This window comes from Nocardiopsis sp. MG754419 (genome assembly GCF_018207095.1).
In the GTDB taxonomy this organism is placed as follows: Bacteria; Actinomycetota; Actinomycetes; order Streptosporangiales; family Streptosporangiaceae; genus Nocardiopsis.
The window spans coordinates 1-16,569 of sequence record NZ_QOCZ01000121.1; the positions used below are offsets into that span (position 1 = coordinate 1).

Consider the following 16,569-nt stretch of genomic DNA (forward strand, 5'->3'; position numbering starts at 1 on the left):
GGGGAACCCCACCCTCGCGGGCGGTGGGAAGGGTGGGGTTCCCACGTTGACCGCGGGGGCCGGCGCGTGACGTCGATCGGATCGAGGGACCGGTGACGGAGGGTCAACCCAGGGTGCGCACCAGGGCGACGGCCTCGGCGGGCGAGTCGACGACCCTGGCCCCGGTGGCCTCCAGCCGGGCGCGGGACATCAGTCCACTGGCGACCAGGACGGGCTGCGCACCGGCCTCGCGCGCGGCGCGGGCGTCGTCGTCGATGTCGCCGATGAGGACGACCCGGGACGGGTCGAGGCCCTGGTGGCGCAGGTGGTGCACCAGGTGCTCGGCCTTGGAGTCGTGCTCGGTCTCGAACCTGCGCCCGTCCACCCGGGTGAAGTGCGGGGTCAGGCCGCGCTCCTCGATCAGGGGCACCAGGTGGTCGTGGGAGGCCATGGACAGCAGCGACTGGGTGCCGCCCCCGCCGGTCCACTCGTGCAGGACGTCGGGGACGCCCGTGGCGAGCCGACAGGAGTGCAGGAGTTCCTTGTAGCTGTCGTCGTACAACCGCTCCGCCCGCTCCCACTCGCCCTCGGTGAACGAGCGTCCGAGCAGCTCCTCGTAGCAGGGGATGAGGGGGCGACGGAAGAACGAACGCCAGTACTCCAGCTCCACGGGGGCGCGGCCGAAGTCCGCGCACACGGCGTTGACCGCGGCGAGGTTGGCGTGGTTGTCGTCCAGAAGAGTGCCGTTCCAGTCCCAGACGATGTGGTGGGGGTCGTGGTTCGCAAAAGTCATCTCAGCCATCGAATGCACTTTACGACCAGATGCCCGTTTCTGGAATACGGTGTCGCCCACCTTCAGGCGGAACCACCGAGGTCATCCCCGGATCGCGCGGGCGCGGCACCGCCCCGACCGGCGGCACGACGTTCCTCGCGCAGGCGTCGTCGTCGCCGCACCGTCCACACACCGGCCACCACCATCAGCGGGAACACGACGAGGATGAGGACCGGGAGCAGGATCGCCAGGAGCGACGTGAGGAAACTGACGACGTCCTCGACGACAGAGACGACCGGAGCGGCCACCCCGACGCTCATCGCGTTCAGGACCGGCCGGGACAGGGCCTTGACCAGGTGGAAGGCCAGGGCGATGAGCACACCGGCGATGACCGGACCCCAGTCGACGCCGCCGGCGGCGCCCGCCGCCGCGGAGGCCTCCCCCGTGATCTCGGACAGTTCCATGGTCGAAGCGCCGGCACCGAAGGTGATCCCGCCCGAGGTGGGGCGGATCACCGTCTGGACGACGTCGTTGACGCTGTCCAGGGCGGGCACCTTGTCCGCCGCGAACTCGACCACCAGCAGCACGGTGAGGCTGACGAGGGTGACGGGGTGTTCCAGCCAGGTCCACGCCGGACCGAGCGGGATCACCTCGGTGAACCGGGCGATCAGCCCCACCAGGAGCAGGGGGACGTAGGCGTTGAGCCCGGCCGCCGAGGCCAGGCCCAGGCCGGTGAGGGTGGCGAACATGCGGTTCCTTCGTGGGCGCCGGGTGACAGGCCGGCGCCGATCCGCGTGCGCGGATCGGCGCCGTCGAGTGTGTGGACGCCCGCGGAGGGCGGCTGGTTGCGGGTCGTGCCCTATTGCCAGTAGTTCTCGACCTCGGAGGTGGACCGCGCCCGGGTCTGGTCCGGGTCCTGTCCGTACTCGCTGCGGGCCCGACGCTGACGCAGCAGATCCCAGCACTGGTCGAGCGCCTCCTCGACCTCCTTCATCCGGCCGCGCTCGGCGGGTTCCAGACCACCCGGGGTGGAGCGGAGCGCGTGCTCCTCGTCCATCAGACCGCGGATGGTCGTCATGATGTCGTGTTCGGCGCTGTCGCTCATAACGCCATGGTCGGCACGGCCCGGATCCGGAGCAAGGCCTCGGGAACGGGATTGCCCGGTCCGCACCGAACGTTTACGTGGGCGGGTGACCCCGCCCGCGCGACCGTGATCGGGGCGGATCGGCCCGCGCGGCGCGCCCGGGCCTCGGCGGGAGGACCCCGCGCACCTCGTGGGGTCCGTGACGGTCGTCGGCGACCGCGCTCCGGACGAAGCGACCGGACCCGTCTGGGAAACTCCTACTACGGCCGCATTGATGACGAATCGTTCACGGCTCAGCGGTCGACGTGGCGGAATAGACCACGAAGCTCCGCCCTTGAATACCTTGAGGGGGTATTGTTATGGCAGCTGAGCAGGAACAACACGGAAACGGCGGCATGACGGCGAACCACGGTTACAGCAACGACAAGCAGAGTCACATCAACCGACTTCGCCGTATCGAGGGGCAGATCCGCGGTCTGCAGCGCATGGTCGAGGACGACCAGTACTGCATCGACATCCTCACCCAGACCTCCGCGGTCAACAAGGCACTGCGCTCCTTCGCCCTGTCCATGCTGGACGAGCACCTCAAGCACTGCGTCGCCCACGCCGTGGCCAACGGCGGCGAGGAGGCGGAGCAGAAGGTCCGCGAGGCCTCCGACGCCATCGCCCGACTGGTCCGTTCCTAACGGCCCGCCTCACCCGGCCGACCCCGACCCGGCCGGGGCCGCGCGCCGGGTCCACGGCGCCGGGCACCCTGCTCGCTCCGGTCGCCCCTGCGGCGCTCCGCACCGATCACGGTCGTGGAGACGCCCGCCCCCGCCCCTCCCCGGTGCGGGCGACGGCACGATCACGGCCCCGGAACCCACGCACGGCGTGGCCCCGGGGCCGTGGTCGACGGCGCGGTTCAGCCGCCGTGCCGCGCCCGCTCGTTCTCCAGGAGGCGGGCGCCCTCCTTCTGCGCGGCCTCGGGATCGAGGTAGTCCACCCGCTCGTTGGCCACGAACGAGGAGGGACGGCCGTTGTCGGCGAACCCCAGCCGGGAGGTCTCTCCGCCGGTGAGGGCACGGATACCCCAGTTGGCGACGATCCGCGCCCGGGCCGTGGACGAGGGCACCGACATCAGGTGGTACCCACGGGTGACCCCGAGCGCCGGCAGACCGCTCAGGTCGAACCGGAGCACCCGCGCCAGCGCGTCGCTGCCACTGAGGTCCACCACCAAACCCAGGTCCTTGTGTCGGAACTCCCGTAGTGGCCGACCCAGGATCGAGTTCACCACGTTCTGCGCGGCGGTGGCCGCCTGGCGGCCGGCGTATTGGGCGGTGGGCGGGCAGTAGGCGCTGTCGTCACTCGACAGGTCGGGCACCGCGGCGGCGTCACCGATCGCGAACACGTCCGGCAGGCCGGGAACGGACAGGTCCGCGCCGACCTCCAGTCGACCCCGCAGCGTCGGTCTGCCCACCGTCTCCATGAGCGGGCTGGGCGAGACGCCCGCGGTCCAGATCAGTGTGCGGCACGGCAGGGCGCGCCCGTCGGTCAGCACCACCTTGTCGGCGGTCACCTCCCGCACGCTCACCTTGAGCGTGACCTCGATGCCGAGATCGCGGAGCAGGTCCAGGGCCTTGCGGCCGAGCCGGTCCCCGAGTTCGGGCAGGACCTTGGGCGCGATGTCGACCAGGTGCCAGCGGATGACCGAGCGCAGTTCCGGATAGCGCCGGGCGGCCTCCTGACACAGGCGCATGAGCGAGGCCGCGGTCTCGACACCGGTGTAACCGCCACCGACCACCACGAACCGACAGCGTTCCTCGCGCTCCTGCGGATCCTTGGAGTCGTTGGCCAACTCCAGTTGGGACAGCACGTGGTCACGGAGCAGGACCGCTTCGGCCAGGGTCTTGGCCCCGTAGGCGTGCTCGGTGAGTCCGGGGATGTCGAACTCGCGGGTGAGACCACCGGGGGCCAGGACGAGCCGGTCGTAGGGACAGGGCGCCAACTCACCGGTGGGCCGGCGCACCACCAGGGTCCGCTCCCGGGTGTCGACCCCCACGGCGTAGCCGGGGACGAAACGGGTCCGCCGGGTGAGTCGGTGGACCGACATGGCCACCGACTGGGGCGTGAGCAGCCCGGACGCCACCTGGGGCAGCAACGGGCTGTACAGCATGTAGTCGTGCGGCGCGACCAAGGCGATGTCGGCCGCACCCTCGGGGATACGGCGTTCGAGGTGGCGCACGGTAGTGAGTCCGCCGAAGCCGGAACCGACCACCACGATCCGAGGCCGAGACATGTGTTCACCGCTCCTTCTTCACGTCGGGGGGCGGGACGTTCTTCGCGTCTGGGGTCGTCGAACGCCGCCCTACCCACTTGCCCGGCGCCGAATGTACGGGCCCGCGCACCGATTCCCCCGGGCCCCACACGAGGCGTGCCGTGGACTTTGTCCGCAGTTGATCTTCGCATGAGAACGCATACGCGGACTTCATGATCACGAAACCCGCCATTGGTCCCCCAACACGGACACTGGTGACTAAGTGTGGTCATGCACATACGGAACGTGCTGACCCGTGTCATGGAGAGGGGCAAGGAACGCGTATGCGTGCGTTCAGCAAGATCGCCGCCACCACCGTGCTGGCCGGGGGACTGACCGTGTTCGGAGTCGGGGCGGCCTTCGCCGACCCGCCGCAGGACGTCACCGAGCCGGTGGACGGGGTCGCCGAGACCACCGAGGACGTCGCCGCGGACGTGACCGACCCGGTCGAGGGCCTGTCCCCCGAGGCGGAGGCCCTCCTCCAGGACCCGCAGGTCCAGGAGATCCTGGCCGATGAGGACGCGGTGGCCCTGCTCAGCGATCCCGACGCTCTGGAGGCCCTCCAGGCCCTCCTGGAGCTGGAGGACCCGGTGGGCGCCCTGGAGGCGCTGGACCTGCCGGTGGGCACCGACGACCTCCCGGTGGACGGGGTCGACGATGTCACCGGAGACGTCCCGGTCGAGGACGTCACCCAGCCGGTGGACGACCTGACCGGCGGCGTGGGACTTCCCTGATCCCGAGAGTCCGGGGGAGGGCGGCCTTCGGTCGCCCTCCCCCGACCGTCGCCCCGCGGATCGGTCCACGGTCCCGCCGTCCCTCGCGGGTCGTCCACCCTCCGCCGATACGCTCCGCACGGCCCCGTTCAGGGTCCGGTGCGTATGCGGACGGTGCCGCTTCCCCCCAGGTCCAGCCACAGGCTGTCGGCGGTGCGCACCAACCGCAGCACCAGGGTCCGACACCGGGGGCAGCTCGCCACCCATCCGGGCCCGTCCGCCACCACGTGCAGTTCGGCGAACACTCCCTCCGCGCCACAGACCGCGCAGTGACGTTCGGCGGTCGTCAGGTCCACGCTGAGGATCTCCGACAGGGGGCCCGCCAGGACGTTGGCGTCCACATGCTCCGGTTCCCGCATCACGTGCCCCCACCCGAGCCGAACCGTTCGGTCCGCACCCGTCTCGGATCGTGCCCCAGCGCCACCAGCGCGTCGGCCATCGTCTCCACGAAACCCGTCGGCCCGCACACGTAGCAGGTCGGTGCGACGTCGGCGGGGAAGCCGTGGGTGTTCACCTCGGCCACCCCCAACCGGCCCGGCCCTCGCGTCGCCCCGTCCGGGGCCCGACGCGTGTAGGCGACGAAGAGGTCCACTCCCCCGTCACTCGGCGACCCCAGATCACCTCGGTAGAGACGGTCCTGCGGAGTGCGCACCGAGTACAGGACCCGGAACAGCGCGGGCGAGCCGACCCTGCGACGTTCGCGGACCATCGCCGTCAACGGCGCGATCCCCGAACCTCCGCCCACCAGCACGACCGGGTCCGGCGCCTTGGCGTCCCACACGAACCAGCCGCCGAGCGGACCGCGTACCTCCACACGGTCACCGGGGGCGAACACGTCCACCAGGTAGGGCGAGACCTCGCCCTCGGCCACTCGCTGCACGGTGAGTTCGATGTGGTCGCCATCCTGTGCGGAGGCGATCGAGTAGGAGCGTTCGGCCGTGTAGCCGTCCTCCGCCGTCAGCCGCACGTCGACGTGCTGACCCGCCCGGTGCCCCGGCCAGTCCGGCACGTCCAGGACGAGGGTGCGCGCGCTGTCGCTCTCCCACCGACCCGCCACCAGCGTGGCGGGCCGCCAGGCGACCATCAGTCCCCCTGGTAGCGCTGTTCGCGCCAGGGGTCGCCGTAGGAGTGGTAGCCGGCCTGCTCCCAGAATCCGGGATCGTCCTCGTGCAGGAGTCGGATCTCCCGCACCCACTTCGCCGACTTCCAGAAGTACAGGTGCGGGACGATGAGCCGGGCCGGCCCTCCGTGCTCCGGGGCCAAGGGCTCACCGTCGAACGTGTGCGCGATCCAGGCTCGGCCGTCGGTGAGGTCCTCCAACGGAACATCGGTGGAGTAACCGCCGTGGCTGAGCGCCAACGCGTACTCGGCCGTGGTCTCGACGTCCTCCAGCAGCACGTCCAGGCTCACCCCGACCCAGTCCGTGTCCAACCTGGACCACCGGGTCACACAGTGGATGTCCACGTGCGGGTGTTCCTGGGGCAGCGCCATGAACGCGTCCCAGGACCAGGTCAGCGCCTGACCGGCCTCGTTCACGATCGCGAGGGTCCACTCGTCGGTGTCCACCCTCGGGGTGGGACCCACCGACAGCACCGGGAAGTCGCTGGTCTCGTACTGTCCCGGCGGGATCCTGTCGGGGTCACCGCCCCTGCGGCCGTGGAACCCCCTGGTCACCGTGTTCACCGGACTCTCCCCTCGGTCGGTCGTGGTGGAACCGCGGGGGCGGCCGCCCGGGGCGCCGCCCGTGCGCCCGCCCCCGCGCTCCTCGGTCAGGCGCCGTCGACCCCGTTGACGCCCTTGGCCACCCGGGCGCCGATCTCGGTGTCGATGTCGCCCCAGTACCGCACGGCACGCTCACGGATCGTCTCGTCGGTCACGGCCGAGACGTGGCCGACGATGTTGGACACCAACCGGTCGCGGGCGGCGTCGTCCATGACCTCGCGGATCAGCGTGCGCGGCTGCGAGACGTCGTCATCGTCCCGGCGCAGGCTGTAGGCCTCCCGCACCAGTTCGGAGGCCTCCACCCGCCACCCGTCCGGCTCCACGCCCTGCTGACGACCGGCGTCGGGGCCGCCATAGGAGTTGGGGTGGTAGACCTGGCCGGTGCCGGGCGGGTCGTGCCGCATCTGTCCGTCCTTGGCGTAGGAGCGCACGGGGACCAGGGGGCGGTTGGGCGGCAGTTCGTTGTAGTTGACCCCGATGCGGTAGCGGTGCGCGTCGGGGTAGGAGAACATCCGGCCCAGCAGCATCTTGTCCGGGGAGGCACCGGTGCCCGGCACCATGTTGGACGGCTCGAACGCGGCCTGCTCGATGTGGATGAAATGGTTCTCCGGGTTCTCCGTCAGGGTCATCCGGCCGACCTCGATGAGCGGATAGTCCTCGTGCGGCCAGACCTTGGTGAGGTCGAACGGGTTGAACCGGTAGTCGGCCGCGTCCTCGAACGGCATGACCTGCATCCGCAGCGTCCAGGACGGATGGTCGCCGCGCTCGATCGCCTCGTACAGGTCGCGACGGTGGTGGTCGGCGTCCGCCCCGGCCACCCGGTCCGACTCCTCCTGGGTGAAGAAGTCGTTGCCCTGGTCGGTCTGGAAGTGGTACTTGACCCAGAAGCGCTCGCCCCCGGCGTTGACCCACTGGTAGGTGTGCGAGCCGAACCCGTCCATGTTGCGCCAGGTCCTCGGCAGACCCCGGTCGCCCATCAGCCAGGTCACCTGGTGGGAGGACTCCGGTGACAGCGACCAGAAGTCCCACTGCATGGTGTTGTCCCGCAGGCCGGTGCGCGGGTCGCGTTTCTGGGAGCGGATGAAGTCCTGGAACTTCTGCGGGTCGCGGATGAAGAAGACCGGCGTGTTGTTGCCGACCAGGTCGAAGTTGCCATCGCGCGTGTAGAACTTCAGGGAGAAGCCGCGCGGGTCGCGCCAGGTGTCGGGGCTGCCCATCTCCCCCGCCACCGTGGAGAAACGGGCCAGCATCGGGGTCTCCCGGCCCGGCTGGAAGAGGTCGGCGCAGGTGTACTGACTGACGTCGTTGGTCACCCGGAACACACCGTAGGCACCGCCGCCTTTGGCGTGCACCACGCGCTCGGGCACCCGTTCGCGGTTGAAGTGCGCCATCTTCTCGATGAGATAGGCGTCGTGCAGGACGAGGGGGCCGTCCCGGCCCACGCTCAACGAATGCTCGTCACTGGGCACGGGGATGCCCGCGTTGGTGGTGCTGCCCCGGGATTCGGGTCGGTCGTCGACCATGAAGGATCTCCCCTTCGGAAATAGACGCGCGCGCCCCGGATGTCGGGTCCGGGGCACTTGTGCGCCGCCCTACCCGTGGACGGGTCAAGCCACGTGCAAGGGAGACCCATCTCACCGTGGGTCGGGCTCCTCGGCCAGCAGGGCGGCGACGCCCATGCGCAGGAGAAGATCCGCCATGGCGCCGCGGGAGAGCGGCCCCCGACTGTGGGGGGTGGAGTTGAGCAGACCGAACGCGGCGTGCACCGAGGCGCGCAGGGCGGGCCCGGGGGTGTCCGGGCGCAGCGCGGCCAGAACCCCGACCCATTCCTCGACGTAGCCGCGTTGGAGCCTGCGGACGGTACGCCGGTCCTCGTCGGTGAGGTTGCCGAGTTCGCGATCGTGGACGGTGATGAGATCGGGCTCGTCGAGGGCGAAGGAGATGTGCCCGCGCAGCAGCGCCGTGAGGGCCTCGCGTGGTTCCTCCGCCCGGTCCACGAGCGTGCGGCCGCGTGCGGCCAGACGTTCGCTGACATCGACGAGGACGGCTCCGAGCAGGGCCTCCTTGCCGGGGAAGTGACGGTAGAGCGCGGGGCCGGTGGTGCCCACCGCCCGCCCGAGGTCGTCGATGGTGACGCCCCGGTAGCCGTGGGCGGCGAAGAGCCGGGCCGCGGCGCCCAGGATCGCCGCCCGTCGCTCACCCGTTCTCGGCCCCGTCGCCTTCGACGTCATCCGCCCGCCTTCCGCCGCCACCCGGTGACCCGGGTCACTCACACCCTGGACACCCATGTTAGTAGTTACTAACATCTCCGTTGTTAGCGAGTATTAACATCCCTCCACGAGAGGACACCATGAGCAGGGCACCTGTGCTCGATTCGGCGGCCGACACCGCCGGGCCCGCGTTCGCCGCCAACGACGCCGCGAACCGGGCCCTCGCGTCGGAACTGCGGGAACGGATCGCCACCGCGGCCCTCGGCGGCCCCGAGAAGACCCGCGCGCGCCACGTCGCACGCGGCAAGCTCCTCCCCCGTGATCGCGTCGACCTCCTCCTCGACCCCGGATCCCCGTTCCTGGAGATCGCGCCGCTGGCCGCCCACGGGCTCTACGGAGCGGACGGCCAGGACGCCCCGGGCGCCGGGATGATCGCCGGGGTCGGCCGTGTGGCGGGCCGCCCCATGGTCGTGGTCGCCAACGACGCCACCGTCAAGGGCGGCAGCTACTACCCGATGACGGTCAAGAAGCACCTGCGCGCCCAGGAGGTGGCGCTGCACAACCGGCTGCCCTGCGTGTACCTCGCCGACTCCGGCGGGGCCTTCCTGCCCATGCAGGACGACGTCTTCCCCGACCGGGAGCACTTCGGCCGCATCTTCTACAACCAGGCCACCATGTCCCGGCTGGGCATCCCCCAGATCGCCGCGGTCCTGGGCTCGTGCACGGCCGGCGGCGCCTACGTGCCGGCCATGAGCGACGAGGCCGTCATCGTCCGCGAACAGGGCACGATCTTCCTGGGTGGACCGCCCCTGGTGAAGGCGGCCACCGGCGAGGTCGTCACCGCCGAGGACCTGGGCGGCGGCGACCTGCACTCCCGGGTCTCGGGCGTGACCGATCACCTCGCCGACGACGACGCGGACGCCCTCACCCGGGTGCGACGCATCGCCGACACCCTCGGCCCGTTGGACCCGCCCGCCTGGGAGACGCGCGACCCGCGCCCCCCGAAGTCGGACCCGCGGGAGCTGTACGGTGTGGTGCCCGCCGACACCCGCACCCCCTACGACGTGCGCGAGGTCATCGCGCGCGTGGTCGACGGCAGCGAGTTCACCGAGTTCAAGTCGGAGTACGGCACCACCCTGGTCACCGGGTTCGCGCACATCAACGGCCACCCCGTCGGGATCATCGCCAACAACGGCATCCTGTTCGCCGAGTCCGCGCTCAAGGGCGCCCACTTCATCGAACTGTGCGACCGCCGCTCCATCCCGCTGGTCTTCCTCCAGAACATCTCCGGGTTCATGGTCGGCCGCGACTACGAGGCCGGCGGCATCGCCAAGCACGGAGCCAAGATGGTCACGGCCGTGGCCTGCGCCCGCGTCCCCAAGTTCACCGTCGTCATCGGCGGTTCCTTCGGCGCGGGCAACTACTCCATGTGCGGCCGCGCCTACTCCCCCCGTTTCCTGTGGATGTGGCCCAACGCGCGCATCTCCGTGATGGGCGGTGAGCAGGCCGCCTCGGTGCTCTCCACCGTCCGCCGCGACCAGAAGGAGGGACGCGGAGAGACCTGGTCCGCGGAGGACGAGGAGTCCTTCAAGGCACCCATCCGCGACCAGTACGAGGAGCAGGGCAGCCCCTACTACTCCACCGCCCGCCTGTGGGACGACGGCGTCATCGACCCCGTCGACACCCGCGACGTGCTCGCCATGGCCCTGTCCGCCGCCCGCCACGCGCCCCTGGAGCCGGTGGGCTACGGCGTCTTCCGGATGTGAGGAACCCTTGACCACGACACCGCACACGAGCACGACCCGCGGCGTCCCGCGCGTCCTGGTCGCCAACCGGGGCGAGATCGCACTCCGGATCACGCGCACGCTGCGCCGCCTGGGCATCAGCCCGGCCACCGTGTACACCGACGCGGACTCCGAGGCCCCGCACACCCGCGCCGCCGACGTCGCGCTGCGGGTGGAGCACTACCTGGACGCCGACGCGATCGTCGCCCTGGCCCTGGACTGCGGGGCCACCGCGGTGCACCCCGGGTACGGCTTCCTGTCCGAGAACGCCGGGTTCGCCCGTGCCTGCACCGACGCGGGACTGGCCTTCATCGGTCCGCCAGCCTCCGCGATCGAGGCCATGGGCGACAAGATCCGCGCCAAGGACACCGTCGCCGCCGCGGGCGTACCGGTCCTGGGCGGGTTCACCGAGAAACCCGGGCAGCCCCTGGACGACGAAGCGTTGCTCCGCGCCGCCGAGGAGACCGGGTACCCGCTGCTCATCAAGCCCTCCGCCGGGGGCGGCGGGAAGGGCATGCGCGCCGTGTACGCGGCCGACACGCTGCTCGCCGACGCGGCCTCCGCCCGCCGTGAGGCCCTGGCCTCCTTCGGCGACGCGACCCTGCTGGTGGAACAGCTGGTGCGGCGTCCGCGCCACATCGAGGTCCAGGTCATGGCCGACACCCACGGCAACGTCCTGCACCTGGGCGAGCGCGAGTGCAGCCTCCAGCGTCGGCACCAGAAGGTGGTGGAGGAGGCGCCCTCGCCCCTGCTCACCGACGACCAGCGCCGGGTGATGGGCGAGGCCGCGGTGGCCGCCGCCCGCTCCTGTGGGTACGTGGGCGCGGGAACCGTGGAGTTCATCGCCGAGACCGGACCCGACGGCGCCCTGTCATTCTCCTTCCTGGAGATGAACACCCGTCTGCAGGTGGAACACCCGGTCACCGAGGAGGTCGTCGCCGTGCGCGGCGAGCGCGGAGTGGACCTCGTGGAACTCCAGGTGCGCGTCGCCCACGGGGAGGCGCTGCCCTTCGCGCAGGAGGACGTCTCCTGGGTCGGGCACGCGGTGGAGTCGCGCGTCTACGCCGAGGACGCCGACCGTGGCTTCCTCCCCTCGGGCGGGCCGATCCTGTTCCTGGACGAACCCTCCGGACCCCACGTTCGGGTGGACTCGGGCATCGCGCGGGGCGGGGCGGTCACCTCCGACTTCGACCCCATGCTGGCCAAGGTCATCACGTGGGGCGCGGACCGGCACGAGGCGCTGAACCGGATGGACGCCGCGCTCGCCGCCTACCGACTGTTGGGCTGCGTGACCAACACCGCCTTCCTGCGCCGGTTGCTCCGCCACCCGCGTGTGGTCGAGGGCGACCTGAGCACCGACCTCATCGCCACCGACCCGCCCGCGCCGGAGCCCGACCGGCTCCCCATGGTGTCCATGGCCGCGGCACTGGACCATCAGTTGGATCTGGAGACCGGGCCCCGGGCCGACCGGTTCGCCGTCCCCGACGGCTGGCGGATGGGCGGTCCCGCCTGGACGCCGTGGCGGTTGCGGGCCCCCGGGCACGACGCCGTGGTCGTCCGGGTCCGGCGTGCCGGGGCGCCCGGCCACTACCTGGTCGGCCTGGCCGACCGGGAGCCGATCCCGGTCCGTGCCCGCCGCTCGGCCGACGGCACCCGGCTCACCATCACCGACGAGGCCACCACGACCACCTACACACGCGCCGACGACCCCGAGACCGCCCACCGGTGGCTCGGTCTCGACGGCGCCGCTTGGAGCCTGCACGAGGAGCCCGTCGCGGCGGCCCTGCGCGCGGACGACGCGGCCACCGACGGCACCGTGCGCAGCCCCATGCCCGGCACCGTCCTGGACGTGCCCGTCCGGGTGGGCCAACGGGTCACCGCCGGCACCACCCTCGCGGTGGTCGAGGCGATGAAGATGGAGCACTCCGTGCCCTCCCCGATCGACGGCACCGTCACCACCGTGGCGGTCCGTCCCGGTTCCCCCGTGCCCATGGACGCCGTCCTGGTCACCGTCGAGACCGAGAACCCGGCCGACACCCCTTCCACCTCCACCGAGGAGCAGCGATGAACCGTCACGAACTCTCCACCGAGCACGCCGACCTGCGGGCCGCCGTGGAGACCTTCGCCCGGACCGAGGTCGCGCCGGTGATCGGCGACTTCTACGAGCGGAACGCCTTCCCGTACGACATCGTCGCCAAGATGGGTCAGATGGGGCTGTTCGGGCTGCCCTTCCCCGAGGAGTACGGGGGCATGGGCGGCGACTACTTCGCCCTGTGCCTGGCCCTGGAGGAGCTCGCCCGGGTGGACTCCTCGGTCGCCATCACCCTGGAGGCCGGGGTGTCGCTCGGCGCCATGCCCATCTACCGGTTCGGTACGGAGGACCAGAAGAAGACGTACCTGTCCGACCTGACCTCGGGCGCGGCCCTCGGCGCGTTCGGTCTGACCGAACCCGACGGCGGTTCGGACGCCGGAGCGACCAAGACCACCGCGCGCCTGGAGGACGGGGCGTGGGTGATCAACGGGACCAAGTCGTTCATCACCAACTCCGGAACCGACATCACCACGCTGGTCACCGTGACCGCCGTGACCGGCCGGCGTGAGGACGGGCGCCCGGAGATCTCCTCCATCCTCGTGCCCCGCGGCACACCGGGCTTCTCGGTCGGCCAGAAGTACTCCAAGGTGGGCTGGAACGCCTCCGACACCAACGAGCTGGTGTTCGAGGACTGCCGCGTGCCCGAGGCCAACCTCGTCGGTGAGCGCGGACGCGGGTACGCCCAGTTCCTGCGCATCCTCGACGAGGGCCGGATCGCCATCGCGGCGCTCTCGGTCGGACTGGCCCAGGGCTGTGTGGACGAGAGCGTGCGCTACGCCCACGAACGTCAGGCCTTCGGCCACAGCATCGGTGCCTACCAGGCGATCCAGTTCAAGATCGCCGAGATGGAGGCCCGCGCGCACACCGCCCGCCTGGCCTACTACGACGCCGCCTCGCGCATGCTGGCCGGTGAGCCCTTCAAGAAGGAGGCGGCCATCGCCAAGCTGGTGGCCTCCAACGCCGCCATGGACAACGCCCGCGACGCCACCCAGGTGTTCGGCGGCTACGGCTTCATGAACGACTACGCGGTGGGCCGGTTCTACCGCGACGCCAAGATCCTGGAGGTCGGTGAGGGGACGAGCGAGGTGCAGAAGATGCTCATCGCGCGGGAACTCGGGCTGCCCGCCTGATCCGCCCCCGGTGGGGCCCCGGCGCGCACCGCGCCGGGGCCCCACCGGTGTCCTCGCCGTCGCCGGCCGGGGGCCACCGAGGGCGGGACGCGCGGCGGCACAAGGGGTGCGAGCGGCGTCGAACACCGCCGACCAGGGCCGCGCCCGGCAGCGGGGACCCCGACGGTCGGCCCGGATCCCCCACCGGAGGTGGGACGACCACCCGGGTCCGGTGGGACTCGGCGCGGATCCTCCGGTCGCGGACCCGGGGTCCGGGATGCGCGCTCCGGGACGAACTGGGAACATGGGCCCGTTTTCGGATACCCCTTCACCCCCCGTGAGGTTCGGACGCAGTGCCCACGCCCCTCTTCTCCCCCTCGCACGATCCCACCGACATCGCCCCGCTGGGAGCGCACGACCCGGTGCGGCTCGGTCCCTACCGGCTGACGGGTCGGCTCGGTTTCGGCGGCATGGGCACCGTCTACCTGGCCCGTTCGCCGTTCGGGCGGACGGTGGCGGTCAAGGCCGTCCACCCCGAACTCGTCGACGAACCCGAGTTCCGGGAGCGCTTCGCCCGGGAGGTGACCGCCCTGCGCCGGGTCCGGAGCCGCTTCGTGCCGCGGTTCGCCGGGGCCTCCCCCCGGGCCGACATCCCCTGGCTGGCCACCGGGCACATCCCCGGACCGACCCTGCACGAGCAGGTGCGCAACGTACGGCCGCTGCGGGACGGCGCTCTGGCCCGGGTCGTCACCGGGGTGGCCGCGGCCCTCGCCGACATCCACCGCGCCGGGATCGTGCACAGCGATCTGAAACCCGGCAACGTCATCCTCTCCCCGCGCGGACCTCGGGTCCTGGACTTCGGCGTCGCCACCCGACGGGCCGAGCAGAGCCCGCACGGCCCGCTGTGGGGCACACCCGGGTGGGTGGCGCCCGAGCGTCTGCGGGGCTTCCCCGCCTCGGCCGCCTCGGACGTGTTCAACTGGGCTCAGTTGACCGCCTACTCCGCCACGGGACGCAACCCCTTCGGCGCCGGCACACCGGAGGCGACCGCGCGGAGGATCCTGCGCGGGGAGGCGGACCTCATCGGGCTGCCGGGCGAGTTCCTCCCCACGGTGCGCGCGGCCCTGGCCGCCTCCCCCGCCTTGCGCCCCACCCCGGAGCAGATCCTGTCGTCACTGAACCGTGCCGGGGTCACCCGCCCCTACTGACCGTGGCCACTTCCGGTCAGGGCTCACCCTGCGCGGGCGCGGCGTCGCGCGCCGTGCGGCACACGCCGCGCAGGTCACGCCGTGGGCGTGACGCATGTGCACCAGGTGCCCCCTGTGAATTCAGTGAGACCAGAGAAAAAACACAAGGGGTGACAAGCAGCGACAATCGACACAGAATGGTCCCACAGTGGTCGGTGTGGACCCCCTGTCATCGGGTCCGCCTCGGGCCCGGATCGCCAGGGCATCCCCGCCCCGGGTTCCTCGGCCTTCATGATCCCCACCGGAGGAGATCGGGATGGAAGGCGCCCTTTCGATGATCGCCCTGGTCGCCGTCGTGGTGTCCGCCGGTGCGATCACCGTCGCCGCGCACTTTCGCAAGGAACGCGTCACCGAGCTGCACTCCTGGGCCCGCGAACACGGCTGGGAGTACGCCGAACACGACGATCCGCCCCTGGAGGGCGCGACCCTGCCGGACGCTCTGCTGGGGCACTCCCCCCGCGTGCGCCACGTGCTCCGCGGTGTCCGTGGCCGGCACCGGGTCGTCATGTTCGAACTCACCCTCGTGGGAGGGCGACGCGGCGGCGAGACGGTCCACCGCGTGGTCGCCGTGAGCACGCCGGGCCCCGGAGCGGATCTGGAGATCCACCGACGCGACCTGGCCCGGACGGTGTCCTTCGACGGTCGAGGCGCCCCCGAGGAGGTCCGGGCGTCCTTCTCGGCCGCCTTCCACGTCGTCGGCGCCGACGCGCACTTCACGCGGGCGGTGCTGGACCACGCGACCGCCTCGTGGCTGCTGTCGGACTGGCGCTCCCGTTCCTTCCCCCTCCGTTTCACCGGCGAGCACCTTCTGACCTGGGCACCGATGGGGCTCGACCCCGCCCGAGCGCTCACCGCGGCGGACTACCTGATCGCACTCGTGGAACGGGTCCCGGACCAGGCCTGGGAGCACCACACCGCCGGGTCCTGAAGCCGCAGGGGCACCTCACCGCAGGTGCGGGCCCACGGTGAGCGCCGGATAAAATCCGGGGTGCCCCCGACCCTCGAGGAGTAGGACTTCATGAGCGACCCCAATGCCACACACCACATCTCCCGGGCCGACCTCTTCCGCGACGACGAAGAGGAGAGCGCCCCGGACCCGGGCGCCACCGCGCAGATCTCTCGCGAGGACCTCTTCAAGGACGAGCAGGAGAAGCGCGAGCGTCCCTGACGGTCGCCTCCACGCGCGGAGAGCTCCCGCCCCCTTGAGGGGACGGGAGCTCTCTCTGTGTATCCACACCCGGGTGCGGGCGCCCCGCACGCATCCCACCCCGTGCACCACGGGAGTGTGCGTTCGGGCGCCGTCGGGCCGTGCTTCCCACGACCCGGGGGTGCCGGAGGTCCCCACCGTGCCGTCGGGCGCCCGAACACGGGCCGAAGCGCGGCGGAGACCCCAGGCGAACACGCCCTAGATCGTTGATGGGAAATCCCTGAAACGCCTGCGGGCAAGACGAAGGGCGTCGAGGATCAGTGTGTGACCAAAGACCTTGACGCCCTTCTGACA

17 protein-coding genes are annotated in these 16,569 nt (G+C 71.3%); 8 read left to right on the plus strand and 9 right to left on the minus strand.

Translation table 11 applies throughout. The features are described 5' to 3' along the window. Window positions 1-103 precede the first annotated feature (103 nt). The 3 genes from DSY14_RS20420 to DSY14_RS20430 form a co-directional block, all read right to left on the minus strand. Window positions 104-781, minus strand: a complete 678-nt coding sequence (locus tag DSY14_RS20420; RefSeq protein WP_211718209.1) for an HAD family hydrolase — start codon at window positions 779-781, stop codon at window positions 104-106. Between the two features lie 53 nt (window positions 782-834). After that, a complete protein-coding gene (locus tag DSY14_RS20425) occupies window positions 835-1,500 on the minus strand; it encodes a DUF4126 domain-containing protein (protein ID WP_211718210.1) in 666 nt (221 codons plus the stop codon). A 110-nt stretch (window positions 1,501-1,610) separates the two neighbouring features. Beyond that, window positions 1,611-1,856 (minus strand): DUF2630 family protein, encoded by a 246-nt coding sequence (locus tag DSY14_RS20430; RefSeq protein WP_211718211.1) that lies wholly within the window; start codon window positions 1,854-1,856, stop codon window positions 1,611-1,613. A 374-nt stretch (window positions 1,857-2,230) separates the two neighbouring features. Between DSY14_RS20430 and DSY14_RS20435 the strand changes: the two genes are divergently transcribed. Beyond that, a complete protein-coding gene (locus tag DSY14_RS20435) occupies window positions 2,231-2,521 on the plus strand; it encodes a metal-sensitive transcriptional regulator (protein ID WP_211718224.1) in 291 nt (96 codons plus the stop codon). Window positions 2,522-2,739: 218 nt separating this feature from the next. On the opposite strand, the gene DSY14_RS20440 is transcribed toward DSY14_RS20435, so the two are convergent. Continuing rightward, window positions 2,740-4,113, minus strand: a complete 1,374-nt coding sequence (locus tag DSY14_RS20440) for an NAD(P)/FAD-dependent oxidoreductase (protein WP_211718212.1) — start codon at window positions 4,111-4,113, stop codon at window positions 2,740-2,742. A 302-nt stretch (window positions 4,114-4,415) separates the two neighbouring features. Here DSY14_RS20440 and DSY14_RS20445 point away from each other — a divergent pair, with 302 nt between their 5' ends. Then, window positions 4,416-4,865: a hypothetical protein gene (locus DSY14_RS20445; RefSeq protein ID WP_211718213.1), complete on the plus strand. Its 450-nt coding sequence runs from the start codon at window positions 4,416-4,418 to the stop codon at window positions 4,863-4,865. A gap of 128 nt (window positions 4,866-4,993) precedes the next feature. On the opposite strand, the gene DSY14_RS20450 is transcribed toward DSY14_RS20445, so the two are convergent. From DSY14_RS20450 to DSY14_RS20470, 5 genes are all read right to left on the minus strand, one after another. After that, the gene (locus DSY14_RS20450) at window positions 4,994-5,263 is read right to left on the minus strand and encodes a DUF6510 family protein (protein ID WP_211718214.1); all 270 of its coding nucleotides are present in this window, start codon (window positions 5,261-5,263) and stop codon (window positions 4,994-4,996) included. Next, window positions 5,263-5,988, minus strand: coding sequence for a ferredoxin reductase (locus DSY14_RS20455; RefSeq protein ID WP_211718215.1), 726 nt, complete (start codon window positions 5,986-5,988; stop codon window positions 5,263-5,265). The genes DSY14_RS20450 and DSY14_RS20455 overlap by 1 nt, the downstream gene beginning before the upstream one ends. Beyond that, window positions 5,988-6,587, minus strand: a complete 600-nt coding sequence (locus tag DSY14_RS20460) for a sulfite oxidase-like oxidoreductase (protein ID WP_211718216.1) — start codon at window positions 6,585-6,587, stop codon at window positions 5,988-5,990. Before DSY14_RS20460 ends, DSY14_RS20455 begins: the two co-directional genes overlap by 1 nt. A gap of 86 nt (window positions 6,588-6,673) precedes the next feature. Continuing rightward, window positions 6,674-8,149, minus strand: a complete 1,476-nt coding sequence (locus DSY14_RS20465; RefSeq protein WP_211718217.1) for a catalase — start codon at window positions 8,147-8,149, stop codon at window positions 6,674-6,676. A gap of 111 nt (window positions 8,150-8,260) precedes the next feature. Next, complete coding sequence (locus DSY14_RS20470; protein ID WP_211718218.1) at window positions 8,261-8,857, minus strand: TetR/AcrR family transcriptional regulator; 597 nt, start codon at window positions 8,855-8,857, stop codon at window positions 8,261-8,263. Between the two features lie 119 nt (window positions 8,858-8,976). Here DSY14_RS20470 and DSY14_RS20475 point away from each other — a divergent pair, with 119 nt between their 5' ends. The 6 genes from DSY14_RS20475 to DSY14_RS20500 all read left to right on the plus strand — a co-directional run bounded on the left by DSY14_RS20475 (window position 8,977) and on the right by DSY14_RS20500 (window position 16,236). Next, complete coding sequence (locus tag DSY14_RS20475) at window positions 8,977-10,602, plus strand: carboxyl transferase domain-containing protein (RefSeq protein WP_249188185.1); 1,626 nt, start codon at window positions 8,977-8,979, stop codon at window positions 10,600-10,602. 7 nt (window positions 10,603-10,609) lie between these two features. Then, the gene (locus DSY14_RS20480) at window positions 10,610-12,688 is read left to right on the plus strand and encodes a biotin carboxylase N-terminal domain-containing protein (RefSeq protein ID WP_211718219.1); all 2,079 of its coding nucleotides are present in this window, start codon (window positions 10,610-10,612) and stop codon (window positions 12,686-12,688) included. Then, window positions 12,685-13,842, plus strand: coding sequence for an acyl-CoA dehydrogenase family protein (locus DSY14_RS20485; RefSeq protein ID WP_211718220.1), 1,158 nt, complete (start codon window positions 12,685-12,687; stop codon window positions 13,840-13,842). Before DSY14_RS20480 ends, DSY14_RS20485 begins: the two co-directional genes overlap by 4 nt. Before the next feature lie 332 nt (window positions 13,843-14,174). Then, window positions 14,175-15,029, plus strand: coding sequence for a serine/threonine-protein kinase (locus tag DSY14_RS20490; protein ID WP_211718221.1), 855 nt, complete (start codon window positions 14,175-14,177; stop codon window positions 15,027-15,029). Between the two features lie 295 nt (window positions 15,030-15,324). Continuing rightward, the gene (locus DSY14_RS20495) at window positions 15,325-15,996 is read left to right on the plus strand and encodes a hypothetical protein (RefSeq protein WP_211718222.1); all 672 of its coding nucleotides are present in this window, start codon (window positions 15,325-15,327) and stop codon (window positions 15,994-15,996) included. A gap of 90 nt (window positions 15,997-16,086) precedes the next feature. Then, on the plus strand, window positions 16,087-16,236 hold the full coding sequence (locus DSY14_RS20500) for a hypothetical protein (RefSeq protein ID WP_211718223.1): 150 nt from the start codon (window positions 16,087-16,089) through the stop codon (window positions 16,234-16,236). Window positions 16,237-16,569 lie beyond the last annotated feature (333 nt).

Bases quoted from the DNA above. Each gene is read 5' to 3' on its own strand.
- DSY14_RS20420 (WP_211718209.1), bottom strand. From the start codon at position 781: ATGGCTGAGATGACTTTTGCGAACCACGACCCCCACCACATCGTCTGG.
- DSY14_RS20425 (WP_211718210.1), bottom strand. From the start codon at position 1,500: ATGTTCGCCACCCTCACCGGCCTGGGCCTGGCCTCGGCGGCCGGGCTC.
- DSY14_RS20430 (WP_211718211.1), bottom strand. From the start codon at position 1,856: ATGAGCGACAGCGCCGAACACGACATCATGACGACCATCCGCGGTCTG.
- DSY14_RS20435 (WP_211718224.1), top strand. From the start codon at position 2,231: ATGACGGCGAACCACGGTTACAGCAACGACAAGCAGAGTCACATCAAC.
- DSY14_RS20440 (WP_211718212.1), bottom strand. From the start codon at position 4,113: ATGTCTCGGCCTCGGATCGTGGTGGTCGGTTCCGGCTTCGGCGGACTC.
- DSY14_RS20445 (WP_211718213.1), top strand. From the start codon at position 4,416: ATGCGTGCGTTCAGCAAGATCGCCGCCACCACCGTGCTGGCCGGGGGA.
- DSY14_RS20450 (WP_211718214.1), bottom strand. From the start codon at position 5,263: ATGCGGGAACCGGAGCATGTGGACGCCAACGTCCTGGCGGGCCCCCTG.
- DSY14_RS20455 (WP_211718215.1), bottom strand. From the start codon at position 5,988: ATGGTCGCCTGGCGGCCCGCCACGCTGGTGGCGGGTCGGTGGGAGAGC.
- DSY14_RS20465 (WP_211718217.1), bottom strand. From the start codon at position 8,149: ATGGTCGACGACCGACCCGAATCCCGGGGCAGCACCACCAACGCGGGC.
- DSY14_RS20470 (WP_211718218.1), bottom strand. From the start codon at position 8,857: ATGACGTCGAAGGCGACGGGGCCGAGAACGGGTGAGCGACGGGCGGCG.
- DSY14_RS20475 (WP_249188185.1), top strand. From the start codon at position 8,977: ATGAGCAGGGCACCTGTGCTCGATTCGGCGGCCGACACCGCCGGGCCC.
- DSY14_RS20485 (WP_211718220.1), top strand. From the start codon at position 12,685: ATGAACCGTCACGAACTCTCCACCGAGCACGCCGACCTGCGGGCCGCC.
- DSY14_RS20495 (WP_211718222.1), top strand. From the start codon at position 15,325: ATGGAAGGCGCCCTTTCGATGATCGCCCTGGTCGCCGTCGTGGTGTCC.
- DSY14_RS20500 (WP_211718223.1), top strand. From the start codon at position 16,087: ATGAGCGACCCCAATGCCACACACCACATCTCCCGGGCCGACCTCTTC.